General features: G+C 37.2%; 14 protein-coding genes. 9 read left to right on the forward strand and 5 right to left on the reverse strand.

Annotated elements, in window-relative coordinates:
- Positions 1-69 precede the first annotated feature (69 nt).
- The 4 genes from AC5P2S_RS01480 to AC5P2S_RS01495 all read right to left on the reverse strand — a co-directional run bounded on the left by AC5P2S_RS01480 (position 70) and on the right by AC5P2S_RS01495 (position 4377).
- A complete protein-coding gene (locus AC5P2S_RS01480; protein ID WP_283415622.1) occupies positions 70-549 on the reverse strand; it encodes a GyrI-like domain-containing protein in 480 nt (159 codons plus the stop codon).
- The gene (locus tag AC5P2S_RS01485; RefSeq protein ID WP_283415621.1) at positions 539-1042 is read right to left on the reverse strand and encodes a GNAT family N-acetyltransferase; all 504 of its coding nucleotides are present in this window, start codon (positions 1040-1042) and stop codon (positions 539-541) included. The genes AC5P2S_RS01480 and AC5P2S_RS01485 overlap by 11 nt, the downstream gene beginning before the upstream one ends.
- Before the next feature lie 18 nt (positions 1043-1060).
- On the reverse strand, positions 1061-2131 hold the full coding sequence (locus tag AC5P2S_RS01490) for a calcium:cation antiporter (RefSeq protein WP_283415620.1): 1071 nt from the start codon (positions 2129-2131) through the stop codon (positions 1061-1063).
- A gap of 110 nt (positions 2132-2241) precedes the next feature.
- Entirely contained in the window at positions 2242-4377 is a 2136-nt protein-coding gene (locus AC5P2S_RS01495) for a S46 family peptidase (protein WP_283415619.1), read from the reverse strand.
- A gap of 51 nt (positions 4378-4428) precedes the next feature.
- Here AC5P2S_RS01495 and AC5P2S_RS01500 point away from each other — a divergent pair, with 51 nt between their 5' ends.
- From AC5P2S_RS01500 to AC5P2S_RS01530, 7 genes are all read left to right on the forward strand, one after another.
- Complete coding sequence (locus AC5P2S_RS01500; RefSeq protein ID WP_494555980.1) at positions 4429-4902, forward strand: META domain-containing protein; 474 nt, start codon at positions 4429-4431, stop codon at positions 4900-4902.
- 62 nt (positions 4903-4964) lie between these two features.
- A complete protein-coding gene (locus AC5P2S_RS01505; protein ID WP_283415617.1) occupies positions 4965-5378 on the forward strand; it encodes an OsmC family protein in 414 nt (137 codons plus the stop codon).
- A 111-nt stretch (positions 5379-5489) separates the two neighbouring features.
- Complete coding sequence (gene hflX / locus AC5P2S_RS01510) at positions 5490-6698, forward strand: GTPase HflX (protein ID WP_283415616.1); 1209 nt, start codon at positions 5490-5492, stop codon at positions 6696-6698.
- Positions 6699-6910: 212 nt separating this feature from the next.
- Positions 6911-8182 (forward strand): cation:proton antiporter, encoded by a 1272-nt coding sequence (locus tag AC5P2S_RS01515; RefSeq protein ID WP_494555981.1) that lies wholly within the window; start codon positions 6911-6913, stop codon positions 8180-8182.
- Complete coding sequence (locus AC5P2S_RS01520; protein WP_494555982.1) at positions 8183-8908, forward strand: DNA alkylation repair protein; 726 nt, start codon at positions 8183-8185, stop codon at positions 8906-8908.
- Positions 8908-9231: a DUF6122 family protein gene (locus AC5P2S_RS01525; RefSeq protein ID WP_494555983.1), complete on the forward strand. Its 324-nt coding sequence runs from the start codon at positions 8908-8910 to the stop codon at positions 9229-9231. The genes AC5P2S_RS01520 and AC5P2S_RS01525 overlap by 1 nt, the downstream gene beginning before the upstream one ends.
- An 84-nt stretch (positions 9232-9315) precedes the next feature.
- Entirely contained in the window at positions 9316-12714 is a 3399-nt protein-coding gene (locus tag AC5P2S_RS01530) for a trifunctional glycoside hydrolase family 18/polysaccharide deacetylase/glycosyltransferase family 2 protein (protein WP_494555984.1), read from the forward strand.
- 18 nt (positions 12715-12732) lie between these two features.
- On the opposite strand, the gene AC5P2S_RS01535 is transcribed toward AC5P2S_RS01530, so the two are convergent.
- The gene (locus AC5P2S_RS01535; RefSeq protein WP_283415611.1) at positions 12733-13113 is read right to left on the reverse strand and encodes a group III truncated hemoglobin; all 381 of its coding nucleotides are present in this window, start codon (positions 13111-13113) and stop codon (positions 12733-12735) included.
- Between the two features lie 269 nt (positions 13114-13382).
- On the opposite strand from AC5P2S_RS01535, the gene AC5P2S_RS01540 reads away from it, so the two are divergent.
- Both AC5P2S_RS01540 and AC5P2S_RS01545 read left to right on the forward strand, forming a co-directional pair.
- Positions 13383-13871, forward strand: coding sequence for a YkgJ family cysteine cluster protein (locus tag AC5P2S_RS01540; protein WP_494555985.1), 489 nt, complete (start codon positions 13383-13385; stop codon positions 13869-13871).
- Positions 13872-13968: 97 nt separating this feature from the next.
- Positions 13969-14232, forward strand: coding sequence for a hypothetical protein (locus AC5P2S_RS01545; RefSeq protein ID WP_283415609.1), 264 nt, complete (start codon positions 13969-13971; stop codon positions 14230-14232).
- The last annotated feature ends 12 nt before the right edge of the window (positions 14233-14244 follow it).

Below are 14244 nucleotides of genomic sequence, written 5' to 3' on the forward strand. Positions count from 1 at the left end.
AGATGACTGTGGAACGCCAACCGAATAGTATTTATGAGGTCTGGATATATTCTATGAAGCTATGGAGCTCTATTTTACGGGAATCCATATCTCTTCCTCAGCAGAATTATCATTCGGGTTGTAATCGTCACCGAAAATTTCAAAATGTGGTCTGTGATCAACCTCAAATTGATTTTCCGGAATGAAATTTTGAAATAGATATCTGAACAGTTCCGGCCCGTTGTCCGCTTTACCCTTATAGCTGAAAACCAAGTATTTTCCACTTTCTAATTCGAAAATGTCAAACCCTTCGGGAATATTATCAAAATCAGGAACTTCGGCCAAAGCATATTTGATGAAAGACTGATCGGGCGTGAAATTCTCGGGATAGATTTGAAGCGAGAATAATTGGTTGGAAATTCGGTTTGGGATCTCTCTTCTTCTCATCATAAACTTCTTCCAAACCATCGGTGTTTTGTTATCCTGAAAAGAAGTCGTAATGCTGAATCCAATTAACTTTTTTGACTTAACAACCTCAATACGATGAGGTAGATCGAATTCAGTTTTCATAATACATCAACTCTTCATTATCATTAGGAATGGTTACCATCTTCTGGAACTTCAAGCCTAATTTTTCAATTAATTTTTGGGATGAAAAATTGTCTTTGGTTGTAATTGCAGAGATTTTATTAACTCCAAATTCTTTAGCGGCAACTTCTTTCAGTTTGTGGGCAGATTCATAAGCGAACCCTTTACCTTCGTATTTTTCAAAAAAGGAAAAGCCAATATCCAGAACATCCAGACCTTCTCTTTCAAAGATCCCAACTGCACCAATTTTCGTGTTGTCCTCTTTCAGGATCACAACATAATTTCCGAACCCCAATTTTTCAATCTGAGGAAGAAAGCGATTGGTGATGTAATTTTCCGCATCTTCTTTGGTGCGAAGATTTCGGTCACCAATATATTTGATGAACGATGGCATATTATATAATTCAAGAAAAAAATCTGCATCTTGTACTGCTGCAGGTTTTAGAATCAATCTTTCAGTTTCAAAGGTTTTCATTCATTAAAAATAAAAATTTTACGGAACAATAACTGTAAAAATGTACGCAAAAAGATTGACCAATAGAACAACACCATAGAGAATATTGGTTTTTCCACGGTTTAAAGACAACATCACGGTGTAAAGTGATAATGCTAACAGAACCATAGACTTGATGTCAAGTCCTAAAACAAATGGGAAATCGTAAATAATCGCTACTACAGAAACGCACGGGATTGTCAATCCGATACTAGCAATAGCAGAACCTAGTGCAAGGTTAAGGCTCGTCTGAAATTGGTTTCTTCTTGCGGCCTTGATCGCCGCCATTCCTTCTGGTAATAGGACGACTGCTGCAATGATAACTCCGACTAATGCTTGTGGCGCTCCAAAATTATGGACCATTTTTTCTATCTGAGGCGAAAGCGCTTTTGCCAAGAATACTACAACTCCTAGACAGATAATCAGGAAAATCAGGCTCATTATACTTTCGAAATTACTTGGTGGTTCTGCGTGCGGTTGGTCGTCATTTTCAGGAAGAAAATAATTTCGGTGCCTTACGGTTTGAACCATCAAAAATGTGCTGTAAATAATAAGAGAAGCGATTGAGAAAAATATTAATTGTGTCTTGCTGAATGTTGCTGAGAGTTCGCTGGTGGTATAATTAGGTAGAATCAAAGTCATCACCACAATTGCAACAAGACTTATCAAAGCCATATTTCCTGAAGTTCTGGCGAAAAATTGCTCTTTGAATTTGATCCCGCCAACTAGCAGACATGCACCGAGAATTCCGTTCAGAATCAGCATTACTGCTGCAAATACGGTGTCTCTTGCGAGTGTATGGGTTTCTTTTCCGCCAGCTACCATTAATGAAACAATTAGCCCAACCTCTAAAACAGTAATGGCTATCGCAAGAATAATGGTTCCGAAAGGTTCTCCAACTTTGTGTGCTACAACTTCGGCATGATGAACAGCGCCTAAAACAGACGAAATCAAAAGTGCACCTCCCAAAACAGCGAGCAGAGGACTGTCATCAGCAACACCAAGAGTGTAATAAATCAATGACAGAATAGGGAAAATATAAGACCAATGAAATAAAGATTTTAAACTCATAGAAAATGATTTCTCTAATTTACAAAAAATTACTGAAAATGATTTTAAGAGAATACGGCAACAAAAAAGCCACCAAAATCATGGTGGCTTAGAATATTTTTGATGATAAATTATTTTACCAAAGTTAACTCGCTGATAAGTCTTGTTGCACCAGCATATTTGTCGATAATCCAAAGGACGTAACGAACGTCTACGTTAATGGTTCTCTGTAATTTTGGCTCGAAAACGATGTCGCCACTCAAAGCTTCGCTGTTTCCATCAAAAGCAAGACCGATCAAATGTCCGTTTCCGTCAATGATTGGAGAACCGGAGTTACCGCCTGTGATATCATTATTTGATAAGAAGTTGATTGGCATAAATCCGCCTTTTTTATCCGCATATTGTCCGTAATCTTTTTTCTTGGCAAGATCAAGGACTTTTTGAGGAAGGTCAAATTCTTCGTCACCCTTTTTGTATTTGGCAACCATACCGTTGATGTCAGTATAATAATTTTCCTTGATACCTTTGTAGTTTCTGTCAGCTCTTTCAGGTAATGTTTCAATCGTTCCGTAAGTTAATCTCATAGTAGAGTTGGCATCCGGATAGAATTTTTTCTCTGGTTGCGCTTTTCTAAGTCCGTCCAAGAATAATCTGCTGTTTTTGGCAAAATTCTCATCTACTTTAGAATATTTTTCGATTCCTAATTTTTGATCTTCAACAATGCCGTTGGCGAATTGTCTCAATTTATCACCATCGATTTTCAATCTGTCAGGATTTTCTATGAAAGCTAAAGCAGACTTTTTGTTAGCGAAAATAGATTCGTAAGCTATTGTTGAAAGGTTATTCACATCAGCAGCCATAATAGTTGGTGATGCAAATTCTTTAGCAACTCTTGCTTTGTAAAGGGAAGTCAAAGCTACAAGCATATCACCTTCGACATTGTCGTGGAAACCATCGTAAGCTTTCTCAACAGCATCAAGAACTTTTTGTTTCATAGCAGCTTTCCCGGCATCGTCCTGGTCAGCATAAGTTTTGAACAGGCTGCCTAACTGGTAAGCAGTTCCAATATAGTGTGCATTTCTTTGTAAAATAGAAGCGTAATTTCTCTCTACATTTCTGCCCGAAACCTGAGTGTAGTAAGCTTTGATTTCTGGTAAAACACCGTAATAAGTTTGCTCATTTGGAGATTGAGCTGCCCATTGATTATAAGTTTCCTCCAGTTTTTGTTTTTCAGCAACCGTTCCATTTTTCTTTACCGCATCAATAGTTCCCTGTCTGTTTTTCCAGTAGTTGGCAACACTGGCGTACTGAGAAGCATAGTCTAACTGAGTCGCTTTGTCTTTGTCCATATATTTCTTCATGACATCCATTGCCACTTTAGAAGCTTCTACCCAGGCAGGATAATCTTTATCAACCATTTGTTCGATTCCGTAAGAAGTCAAATAACGGTTGGTTCTTCCTGGGTAACCCAAAATCATTGTGAAATCTCCTGGTTTGTAACCTTTAAGAGAAACGGGTAAGAAATGTTTTGGTTTCAATGGTGTGTTGGCTTCAGAATATTCTGCCGGATTTCCGTTAGCATCTGCATAAACACGGAAGACTGTGAAATCTGCAGTGTGTCTTGGCCATTCCCAGTTATCTGTATCACCACCAAATTTTCCTAATGATGAAGGCGGCGCACCGACCAATCTGATGTCTTTATAATCTTGGTAAACAAAATAATAGAATTCATTACCGTTGAAAAAATCTCTTACTACAACAGTATATTTCCCGTTCTCAGAATTTTCTGCCTGGATGGCTTTATATTCTGCATCGATAACCGCTTTTCTATCGGCTGCAGACATATTGTTATTCAGCTTGGAATTGATTCTCTCAGAAACATCATCCATTCTCACCAGAAATCTGACGTATAAACCTTTAGCATTGAATTCCTCATTCGGTTTCATTGCCCAGAAACCGTTTTTCAGATAATCTTTTTCAGGCGTAGAAGCTGCAGCAACAGCGTCGTAACCGCAGTGGTGATTGGTGAAAATCAAACCCTGGTTAGAAACAATTTCACCGGTACAGAAACCACCAAAGCTTACGATGGCATCCTTTAAACTGGAATTGTTAACAGAATAAATTTCTTCCGGCGTCAAGTGCAGGCCTTCTTTCTGCATATCAACTCCGTTCAGACGTTTAATAAGCATCAGAAGCCACATTCCTTCGTCAGCTCTCATTTGTGCATAGCCCAGAATCAGGGTTAATGCTAAAAATATTTTTTTCATTGAGAATATTATTTTGCTGGCTAATTTAATGATTATTTTAAATCTAATGGTATGAATTTGGCTGAGAGATTCAGTAAATTTGAAAAGATGAGATTTCTAAAGACAATCGGTGTTTTATCATTGTTAATGCTTTTAATGTATTCTTGTAAAACCTCGAATCAATCCGGTTCAATAATGGAAAATATTCACAGAAAATGGATGTTGGTTGAATACAAAGATTTTACAAAAGATGAACTTGTGAAATTAGAAGCCAATATGGATTTGATGAAAAAATCTGAAGCGCCCAACCGTTACACTGCAAAAATGGGCTGTAACGGAATGTTTTTCACAGCGGAATTCAACAAAGGAAAAGCTAAATTTTCAGGAGTTGGTTCTACAATGATGTATTGCGAAGGAAGAATGAAACTGGAGGAATTATTCGGAAAAGATTTACCTAAAATGAATCATTACAAAATTGAAGGACATTTCTTAACTTTAACGGATGGGACAACCTCAATGAAATTTGTCGCAGCAGATTGGGATTAAGAGAAATTCAAGATTAAAGTTAAAAGATTCAAGAATTTAAAATATCACTAAAATATTACCTTATGAAAAGAAGTGCAAAAGCAGTCTGGAAAGGCACTGTAAAAGACGGAAGCGGAGTTTTAACAACCCAGAGTACGACACTCAATGACACACAATATTCTTTCAAAAGCCGTTTCGAAGAAGGTGTCGGAACCAATCCGGAAGAATTGTTGGCAGCTGCTCATGCAGGATGCTTTACAATGAAAACTTCTGCTCTGCTGACGGAAGCTGGTTATAATCCTGAAACTTTGGAAACCGATTGCAAAATAAGTTTGGTTGACGGTAAAATCACTTTATCAGAATTAACTCTTAATGCAAGAATTCCAGGAATTTCAGAAGATGATTTCCAGAAAATAGCGAAAGACGCCAAGGAAAATTGCCCGGTAAGTCAGGCGTTCAGTTTTGAGAAAACATTGACAGCCACTCTTGTTAATTAAAATTGTAAAGCACAGATTTAATACAATCAAAAAATTCAAAACCAAAGATATTCTTTGGTTTTTTTGTTCAAAAATAGTATCTTGTCAGAATCAGAAAATTATTAATTTTAAATGTTAGAAAAAAAAGAACATCAGTATGAAAGAGCGGTTTTAGTTGGCCTGGTCACTCAAAACCAAGACGAAGATAAGCTGACAGAATATATGGACGAGCTGGAGTTTCTGGCCTACACAGCCGGCGCTACAGTGGACCGAAGATTTACTCAAAAATTATCTCAGCCAGATTCCAGAACATTTGTTGGGAGCGGAAAGGCATTGGAAATCAAAGAATATGTTAAGGAACATGAAATCGGAACTGTGATTTTTGATGACGAATTATCGCCCTCTCAATTAAAGAATCTGGAACGTGAAATGGAAGTCAAAATCCTGGACCGTACCAATCTCATTCTTGATATTTTTGCGCAAAGAGCACAAACTTCTTATGCTAGAACTCAGGTTGAGTTGGCTCAATATCAGTATCTCTTACCACGCTTAACCAGAATGTGGACCCACCTCGAAAGACAAAAAGGGGGAATCGGGATGCGTGGTCCTGGGGAAACGGAAATCGAAACCGACAGAAGGATTATCCGCGACCGAATTACTCTATTGAAAGACAAGCTCAAAACCATCGACAAACAAATGTCAACCCAAAGACAAAACCGTGGCAAAATGGTTAGAGTTTCTTTGGTTGGTTATACCAATGTTGGAAAATCAACCTTGATGAATGCGTTGTCCAAATCGGAAGTTTTTGCAGAAAATAAGCTCTTTGCAACCTTAGACACAACGGTTAGAAAAGTCGTGATTGGAAATCTTCCATTTCTTTTGACGGATACGGTTGGTTTCATCAGAAAGTTGCCGACGCAGTTGGTTGAATCCTTTAAGTCGACTTTGGACGAGGTTCGTGAGGCGGATTTGCTGATTCATGTTGTGGATATTTCGCACGAGAGCTTTGAAGACCATATTGCATCTGTGAATCAGATTCTTCAGGAGATTGATGCACATCAGAAACCGATGATTATGGTGTTTAACAAGATTGACGATTTTAGTTACGAGAAAAAAGATGAAGATGATTTGACACCTTCATCCAAAAAAAATATTTCTCTGGAAGAGTGGAAAAAAACCTGGATGGCAAAATCCAAACATCCGACGGTTTTTATCTCGGCTTTGACCAAAGAAAATTTCCCGGAAATGAAGAAAATGATTTATGATGAGGTTCACAGAATTCATATTTCCCGTTTTCCTTATAATGATTTCTTGTTCGAATATTTTGATGACGAAGAATAGAAAACCATAAAGATACTAAGCTTGCACAAAGCGCGCGACGTAATTTGTGAACTTTGTGCAAAACCTATGAGTTACTCATTAATTTCAATATTAATTTATTCAAAAATGGTGTCCGAAGAGTTATCAATCGCAATTTATCATAATTAATAATTAGAAATAACCTTGAGACCTTTGTGAAAACCTTGAGTCTTTGTGTTTAAAAATAAAAATAAATGGAGTTATATTACTCATTTTCAGTTCTTATCGTTTTAGCGTCTTTGTTTGCCTATATCAATTACCGTGTGCTGAAATTACCCAGCACAATCGGGATTATGGTAATCGCCATTATTGTTTCCGTAACTTTGGTTGCATCAGGTGATAATTTTTTACCTAAAACCACAACACATCTAACAAAACTAGTAAACAACTTCGATTTTACTGAAGTACTGATGGGCGCGATGCTTAACTTTCTGCTTTTTGCGGGTGGAATTCATGTTAACATCAAAGATCTGAAGGAACAGTTCGGACCAGTTGTTATTTTTTCGACGGTGGGAGTTATTATTTCAACATTTGCGGTTGGTTTTGGGACATATTATCTTTTGCCTTTGGTTGGCGTTCAGATGCCTTTTATTTATTGTTTGGTTTTTGGCGCTTTAATTTCCCCTACTGATCCGGTTGCGGTTCTTAGTATCCTGAAACAGGCGAATGTATCTAAGTCATTGGAAACCAAAGTAGCTGGCGAATCTTTATTCAATGACGGAATGGCGGTGGTGGTTTTCACTGTCGTTTTACAATTGGCTATAGGTAAAGAAGTTGACCTGAATGTCGAAAACATCGGATTATTGTTGCTTCGGGAAGCTGGAGGAGGGTTGCTTTTGGGGGTTCTTCTCGGTTATTCGGCGTCCAGAGCGATGCGTGTCGTGGATGATTATATTATTTCCGTATTGATCACATTGTCAGTGGTTATGGGCGGTTATCTGATTGCCCGCGAGATGCATATCTCTGCGCCTTTAGCAATGGTTGCCGCCGGATTATTCATGGGAAATTTCAGCGAAAGTTTCAAAATGAAATCCGAAACGCAGGATTATCTCATCAAATTCTGGGAACTGATTGATGAAATTATGAATGCTGTCTTATTCCTGTTTATCGGTTTTGAATTGCTGTTAATCAAAGATTTAAATGAATATCTGGTTGCTGGTGGAATTTGTATTTTGATCGTTTTATTGGCGCGTTGGGTCGCGATTTTTCTTCCAACAAAATTTATGGCTTTTAAATACCGGTTCAGTCCGCAGACAGTGAAGGTTTTGGTTTGGGGCGGAATCCGTGGTGGCGTATCCATTGCGTTGGCTTTATCGATCCCAATGAATGATTACAGCCAGGTTATCATCAGCATTACTTATTGCGTAGTGGTGTTTTCAATTATCGTTCAAGGACTTACAATCGCTAAAGTGGCAAATCCGAAAAAGATTGCGACGGAAGAAAAAATTATGAAAACCGCTGAATAAATGAAAAACTCAATCATAATTTCAGATATTAAACAAGCACTTCAGGATCTTTCCATTCCGGAAAAAGCCGAATTCTTTCCTAAATTTTTCAAAACCGGGAAAGGCGAATATGGTGAAGGTGATATATTTATCGGCGTAACAGTTCCAGATCAAAGAAGTGTTGCGAAAGAATTTTACAATAAAATTTCTCTTGAAGAGTTAAGCGAATTGTTATCTTCCTCAATCCATGAACATCGTTTGACGGCTTTGCTGATGTTAGTTTATAAATTTGAGAAAACTAAAGATAAAATTCAACAAAAAGAAATTGTGGATTTTTATTTGAAACACACAAAATATATCAACAACTGGGATTTGGTTGATACATCGTGCTATAAAATTATCGGAAGATATTGTTTTGAAAATCAGGATTCTAAAATTTTAAATAAACTTTCTCATTCCGAAAATATGTGGGAAAAACGGATGGCAATTGTCGGAACGATGCATCATATCAAGAAAGGAGATTTTGAATTAACCAAAACCTTTGCGCTCAAAAATCTGATGCATCCACACGATTTGATGCACAAAGCCAACGGCTGGCTGCTTCGCGAAATGGGAAACAAGAATGAAAAGGAATTGCTTGATTTTCTTAATCTTCATTACAAAGAAATGCCAAGAACTTGCCTCCGTTATGCGATTGAAAAGTTGGATGAAGAGTTACGACAAGATTATTTAAAAGGAAGAATATAATGGATTACTTTTGGCTAAGGACAGTTCTGCATTATTTCCTACACTTCGTTTTTCCCATTGTAATTGCATATCTGTTTTTTAGGGACAATTGGAAAAAAGCTTATTTCATAATGTTGGCGACAATGTTGATAGATACAGACCATTTACTCAGTACGCCAATTTTTGCTCCTGACCGGAGTAGCATCAATTTTCATCCGTTTCATACCTATTGGGCAATGGGTGTTTATGTTTTATTGTTATGTTTCAAAGGTGTTCCCCGGATCATAGGCGTCGGATTACTGTTCCATATACTGACGGATTGGACAGACTCACTCTGGTTGTAAAGAATTAAGTTTTTTTTAAGTAGAAATTAAGCAATTTTTCACATTATTTCAAAAACTTTGCATAAGTTTTCTAATCAGTTATAAGTGGAAAAGGCAAAACAAATATTCCAGACAGACAATAAAAAACGCTGGAAAAGCGTGAAATGGAGCAGCAGGGTTATTATCTTCGTAATTATTCTGCTTTTTTCGGCTTTGATCTTGATGATGAAGATGGACAAAAATCCGAAACTTCCTTTCCGCGAAGACTATAAAGCTGTAATGACAGCCAGTAAGCCGTATCTTCAGGAAAATAAAATTTCTAAAGAATATAAAGGATTCCGAAACTTCATTCATGCAAAAAAAATGCATACAAATGAAGAAAAAATAGCAGAATCCCGGGCAGAAAAAATAAAGAATCAAAGCAGGGACTGGAATTTGTTTCCGGCAGGAATCCGTTCTGCATTTTATGTAGCCTGGGATCCGCAGTCTCTGATGTCTTTGCGGAGAAATATCAGGCATCTTAATCTGGTATTTCCTGAGTGGTTTTTTATAGATTCCAAAACAGGAGACCTGAAAACCAATGTGGATCCGGAAGGTTTTAAAGTCATCAAAAGAACCGGTGTTGCCGTAATGCCGATTCTAAGTAATAATTCCAATCAGGAGTTTCATTCGGAAGGGATTGGAAAAGTTCTGAATGATCCCCAAAAAAGAATGGTATTGATTAATAAAGTTGCAAATCAATGTCTCAAATACCATTTCAAAGGAATTAATATCGATTTTGAGGACTTGAATCTGGATAATGATCAGGTTCTTGTAGATTTTATGTCAGATCTTTCCAGGATTTTCAAAAAAAATAATCTTCTGGTATCAATGGATGTGATGACAGATAATGATGATTACAATATCAGAAAGCTGGATCCGTTTGTAGATTATTTTGTACTGATGGCTTATGACGAATATTCTGCCGATAGTGACTCAGGTCCTATCTCCTCTCAAAAATGGGTTGAGCAGCAAACAGATAAAATGGCAGATAAAACCAATCCGCAAAAGATAATATTGGGACTTGGAGCCTATGGATATGACTGGAGCAGTAATCCGGATCAGAATACATCGGTAACTTACATGCAGGCTATTACCAAAGCCAATGCCAGCAAAGCAACCATCAATTTTGACGACAATACATTCAATCTCAATTATTCATATAACGATAATAATAACAATACACATACAGTTTTTTTCAATGATGCCGCATCTATTTTCAATACAATGCGGTTTACTTCGGAATACCCGCTTGCCGGGACAGCACTCTGGCGTTTAGGAAGTGAGGACAGCCGTATCTGGAATTTTTATAATAAAGACCTGACATCCAATAGTTTGAGTAATTTTAATATTAAAAACCTCGAAAACGTAAAAGGTCAGACGATGGTTGATTATATCGGTGATGGAGAAGTTTTGGATGTTCTTAATACGCCACATAATGGAAAAATTGCTCTTGAGGTTGATAAGAATGAGAAAATTATTACCGATGAGAATTATCTTTCTTATCCAAGTTCTTATGAAGTCAAAAAATACGGAGCGGCATCTCAAAAAGAATTGGTGTTAACGTTTGACGATGGTCCTGACGATGTTTATACGCCTCAAATTTTGGATATACTGTCCAGATATCACGTTCCTGCTGCTTTTTTTCTGGTAGGAATCAACGCAGAGAAAAATCTGCCTTTGGTAAAACGGATTTATCGTGAAGGCCACGAAATCGGGAATCATACCTTTACCCATGAAAATATAGCGAAGGTTGATCCACAACGCGCACTGCTTGAACTGAAGCTTACAAGATTATTAATAGAATGTATTACGGGACACAGTACTATTCTGTTCCGTGCACCTTATAATGCTGATTCCGAACCGACTACTCCGGAAGAGATTATACCTGTGGCATTAGCGAGACAACAAAACTATCTTGATATTGGGGAAAATATTGATCCGGAAGATTGGCAGCCCGGTGTAAAAGCCGATCAGATTATTGCAAGGGTTTTGGATGGAATTAGAAAAGAAAGAGGTAATATTATTTTACTTCATGATGCAGGCGGAGAAACGAGAGCAGAAACCGTAAAAGCTTTGAATGTTCTGATACCAATGCTGCAAAAACAAGGTTATCATTTTACAAGTCTTACAAATATCCTTCACAAAAGTAAAAATGAATTGATGCCGGCTGTTCCAAAAACCAAGGCTTATTATATCATGCAGCTTAATCTATTGCTTGCAACAGTCATCTATGGGGTTAGTCATTTTCTGGTCGCATTGTTTATGATCTTTATCGGATTAGGAATTGTCCGATTAATCCTGATGATCTACTGGGCAATACGGGAATATCAAAAGGAAAAAAAGCTTAATAATCTGTCAGAACAAAAAAACTATCCCAAAGTTTCGATCATTGTTCCGGCTTATAACGAGGAAGTGAATATTGTTTCATCATTACAAAACCTATTGCACCAGACTTATCCGGATTACAATATCGTGTTTGTGGATGATGGAAGCCGTGATAATACTTTGCAAAAAGTAAAAGAATCATTTGCTGATACCGAAAAAATAAAAATACTGACCAAGGTGAACGGCGGAAAGGCAACCGCGCTTAATTTTGGTATTTCTCACACAGATGCAGAATATGTTGTTTGCATAGATGCGGATACAAAACTTGAAAAGAATGCGGTAAAATATCTCATCGCAAGATTTTTAGATACGGAAAAAGAAAATATTGCTGCTGTCGCAGGAAATGTGAAAGTGGGAAACCGCGTGAACTGGCTCACAAAATGGCAGTCAATAGAATATACAACCAGTCAGAATTTTGATCGTCTGGCCTACGCAAATATCAATGCAATCACAGTAATTCCGGGAGCGATCGGTGCGTTTAGAAGATCGGTGATTAATGAGGTTGGAGGTTATTCTTCTGATACATTGGCGGAAGACTGCGATTTGACAGTCAGGATTTTGAAAAAAGGTTATCACATCGCGAATGAAAACCGTGCAGTGGCTGTAACCGAAGCGCCGGAATCTGTTAAGCAATTCCTGAAGCAGCGTTTCCGCTGGACTTATGGAATCATGCAAATGTTTTGGAAACAAAAGGAAACGTTTTTGAACCCAAAATATAAAGGGCTTGGACTTTGGGCAATGCCTAATATTTTACTGTTTCAATATATTATTCCATTATTTTCACCTTTGGCTGATTTGATAATGTTCTTTGGGGTTTTATCGGGAAATGGGTACAAGATTTTTATTTATTACCTGATATTTCTTTTGGTAGATGCTTCGTTGGCATTTGTAGCTTTCGTAATGCAAAGGCAAAAATGGACGGATCTATTCTACATCATTCCGCAGAGATTTGGCTACCGTTGGCTGATGTATATTGTGCTATTCCGAAGTGTGAAACACGCATTGCAAGGTGAGATGCAGACTTGGGGTTTCCTGAAAAGAACAGGTAATGTAAAAGAGCTAATAGCTGAAAACTGAATCGAATAAAAATAAATACTAATGATTTCTTGCATTGGTCATTTTGAGATGCATAATTCTGGCAATATTGAGTGCTCTTGTAATGGCGTTTTCAGCATTTTCACCTTCAAAATTGTCATGAATCGTTTTTTCCCAAACCTGTAGCCAACGGTTAAAATGTTTTTCTTCCATAGCAACAATATCATTAATTGGAAAATGTTTTGCCATCGGCTGACCTTCATAAACGGGGTTTCCTAAAAGAATACTTTCCCAAAAATTATACATCTTTGGAAGATGATGGTTGAGCTCAATCTTTGCAATATCTGTGAAAAAAAATCCGATGAGGTCGTCTTTTATAACCCGATCATAGAATTCTTTAACCAGATATTCCACATCTTCTCGCGTTGTAATATCATTCATAATTACAAATTTACGGATTTCGCAACGGCTTGAAAATAAGATTAATGTCAGTTTTTTGTATATTTGATAAAAGCATCAGGATGTACACATTCACTATTTTACCGACTTTAGTTGTTTTGGGATTTATTTCAATTACACTGTATAAACATTTTGTAAAGAAAAACAAGCAAGATTTAAAATCTTCATTTCTATTTGTATTAGGATTCTCAGTTCTTTGGGGCGGAATATATTATTTAGTGTTTTCCTGAGAAAACTACTAATTTTGCAAAATGGATCTTGATTTCTATAAAAAACTAGCACAGCAAAAACAGAAGGAACACCAAAAGTTTCTAGATGGGCTCAAAAAGAAGCCACCTAAAAACCTTGATTATGTTGTTTTAGAAAAACACGAAGAAACTTTCGGAGAGATCGATTGCCTTAGTTGTGCTAACTGCTGTAAAACCACAGGTCCGCTTTATACAGAAAAAGACATCGAAAGAATCTCAAAACATCTGCGGATGAAGCAAGCCGATTTCGAGTCAAAATTCCTTAGGATTGATGAAGATAATGACAAAGTGCTCCAGAATCTGCCTTGCTTTTTCCTGAATGGAGACAACACTTGTTCCATCTATGATGTCCGTCCAAAAGCCTGCCGGGAGTATCCTCATACAGATCGAAAGAAAATCTATCAAATCAATAATCTTACAATCAAAAATACTTTGATCTGTCCTGCGACTTATGTTTTTGTTGAAAAAATGAGAAAGGCACTGGAAAAATAAAATATACTAAAGTTTTCCCAAAAATCTTATAATTTCTAAATTCAATATCATCTTGGTTTGATGTTTGGTCTTGATAATCAACACTAAAATAATTATTATGAAAAATTTAATGGCAGGCGCTATGTTGATTTTCGGAACTGTACTTCTGACGGCGCAAGTAACACCAAAACAAGACACAACAAGAACGAAATCGGAGAAAAAGATGAATAAAAAATCTCCGCAAACTGCTCAGCCAAACAATGGTATGAACAGAACGATTGATACAACAGGGCAGAATAGCAATAATAATTGGAATCAGCCTAAAACCACAACCAAAAAAGACACAGTCTGGAACAAGTCGCAACAGCCGACAACCAGATAAAAAAAGGAGCAA

The organism is Epilithonimonas sp. 33E, from assembly GCF_059372615.1.

Excerpts from the sequence above, each read along its gene's own strand:
- AC5P2S_RS01480 (WP_283415622.1), bottom strand. The coding sequence starts at position 549 with ATGAAAACTGAATTCGATCTACCTCATCGTATTGAGGTTGTTAAGTCA.
- AC5P2S_RS01485 (WP_283415621.1), bottom strand. The coding sequence starts at position 1,042 with ATGAAAACCTTTGAAACTGAAAGATTGATTCTAAAACCTGCAGCAGTA.
- AC5P2S_RS01490 (WP_283415620.1), bottom strand. The coding sequence starts at position 2,131 with ATGAGTTTAAAATCTTTATTTCATTGGTCTTATATTTTCCCTATTCTG.
- AC5P2S_RS01495 (WP_283415619.1), bottom strand. The coding sequence starts at position 4,377 with ATGAAAAAAATATTTTTAGCATTAACCCTGATTCTGGGCTATGCACAA.
- AC5P2S_RS01500 (WP_494555980.1), top strand. The coding sequence starts at position 4,429 with ATGAATTTGGCTGAGAGATTCAGTAAATTTGAAAAGATGAGATTTCTA.
- AC5P2S_RS01505 (WP_283415617.1), top strand. The coding sequence starts at position 4,965 with ATGAAAAGAAGTGCAAAAGCAGTCTGGAAAGGCACTGTAAAAGACGGA.
- hflX (WP_283415616.1), top strand. The coding sequence starts at position 5,490 with ATGTTAGAAAAAAAAGAACATCAGTATGAAAGAGCGGTTTTAGTTGGC.
- AC5P2S_RS01515 (WP_494555981.1), top strand. The coding sequence starts at position 6,911 with ATGGAGTTATATTACTCATTTTCAGTTCTTATCGTTTTAGCGTCTTTG.
- AC5P2S_RS01520 (WP_494555982.1), top strand. The coding sequence starts at position 8,183 with ATGAAAAACTCAATCATAATTTCAGATATTAAACAAGCACTTCAGGAT.
- AC5P2S_RS01525 (WP_494555983.1), top strand. The coding sequence starts at position 8,908 with ATGGATTACTTTTGGCTAAGGACAGTTCTGCATTATTTCCTACACTTC.
- AC5P2S_RS01535 (WP_283415611.1), bottom strand. The coding sequence starts at position 13,113 with ATGAATGATATTACAACGCGAGAAGATGTGGAATATCTGGTTAAAGAA.
- AC5P2S_RS01540 (WP_494555985.1), top strand. The coding sequence starts at position 13,383 with ATGGATCTTGATTTCTATAAAAAACTAGCACAGCAAAAACAGAAGGAA.
- AC5P2S_RS01545 (WP_283415609.1), top strand. The coding sequence starts at position 13,969 with ATGAAAAATTTAATGGCAGGCGCTATGTTGATTTTCGGAACTGTACTT.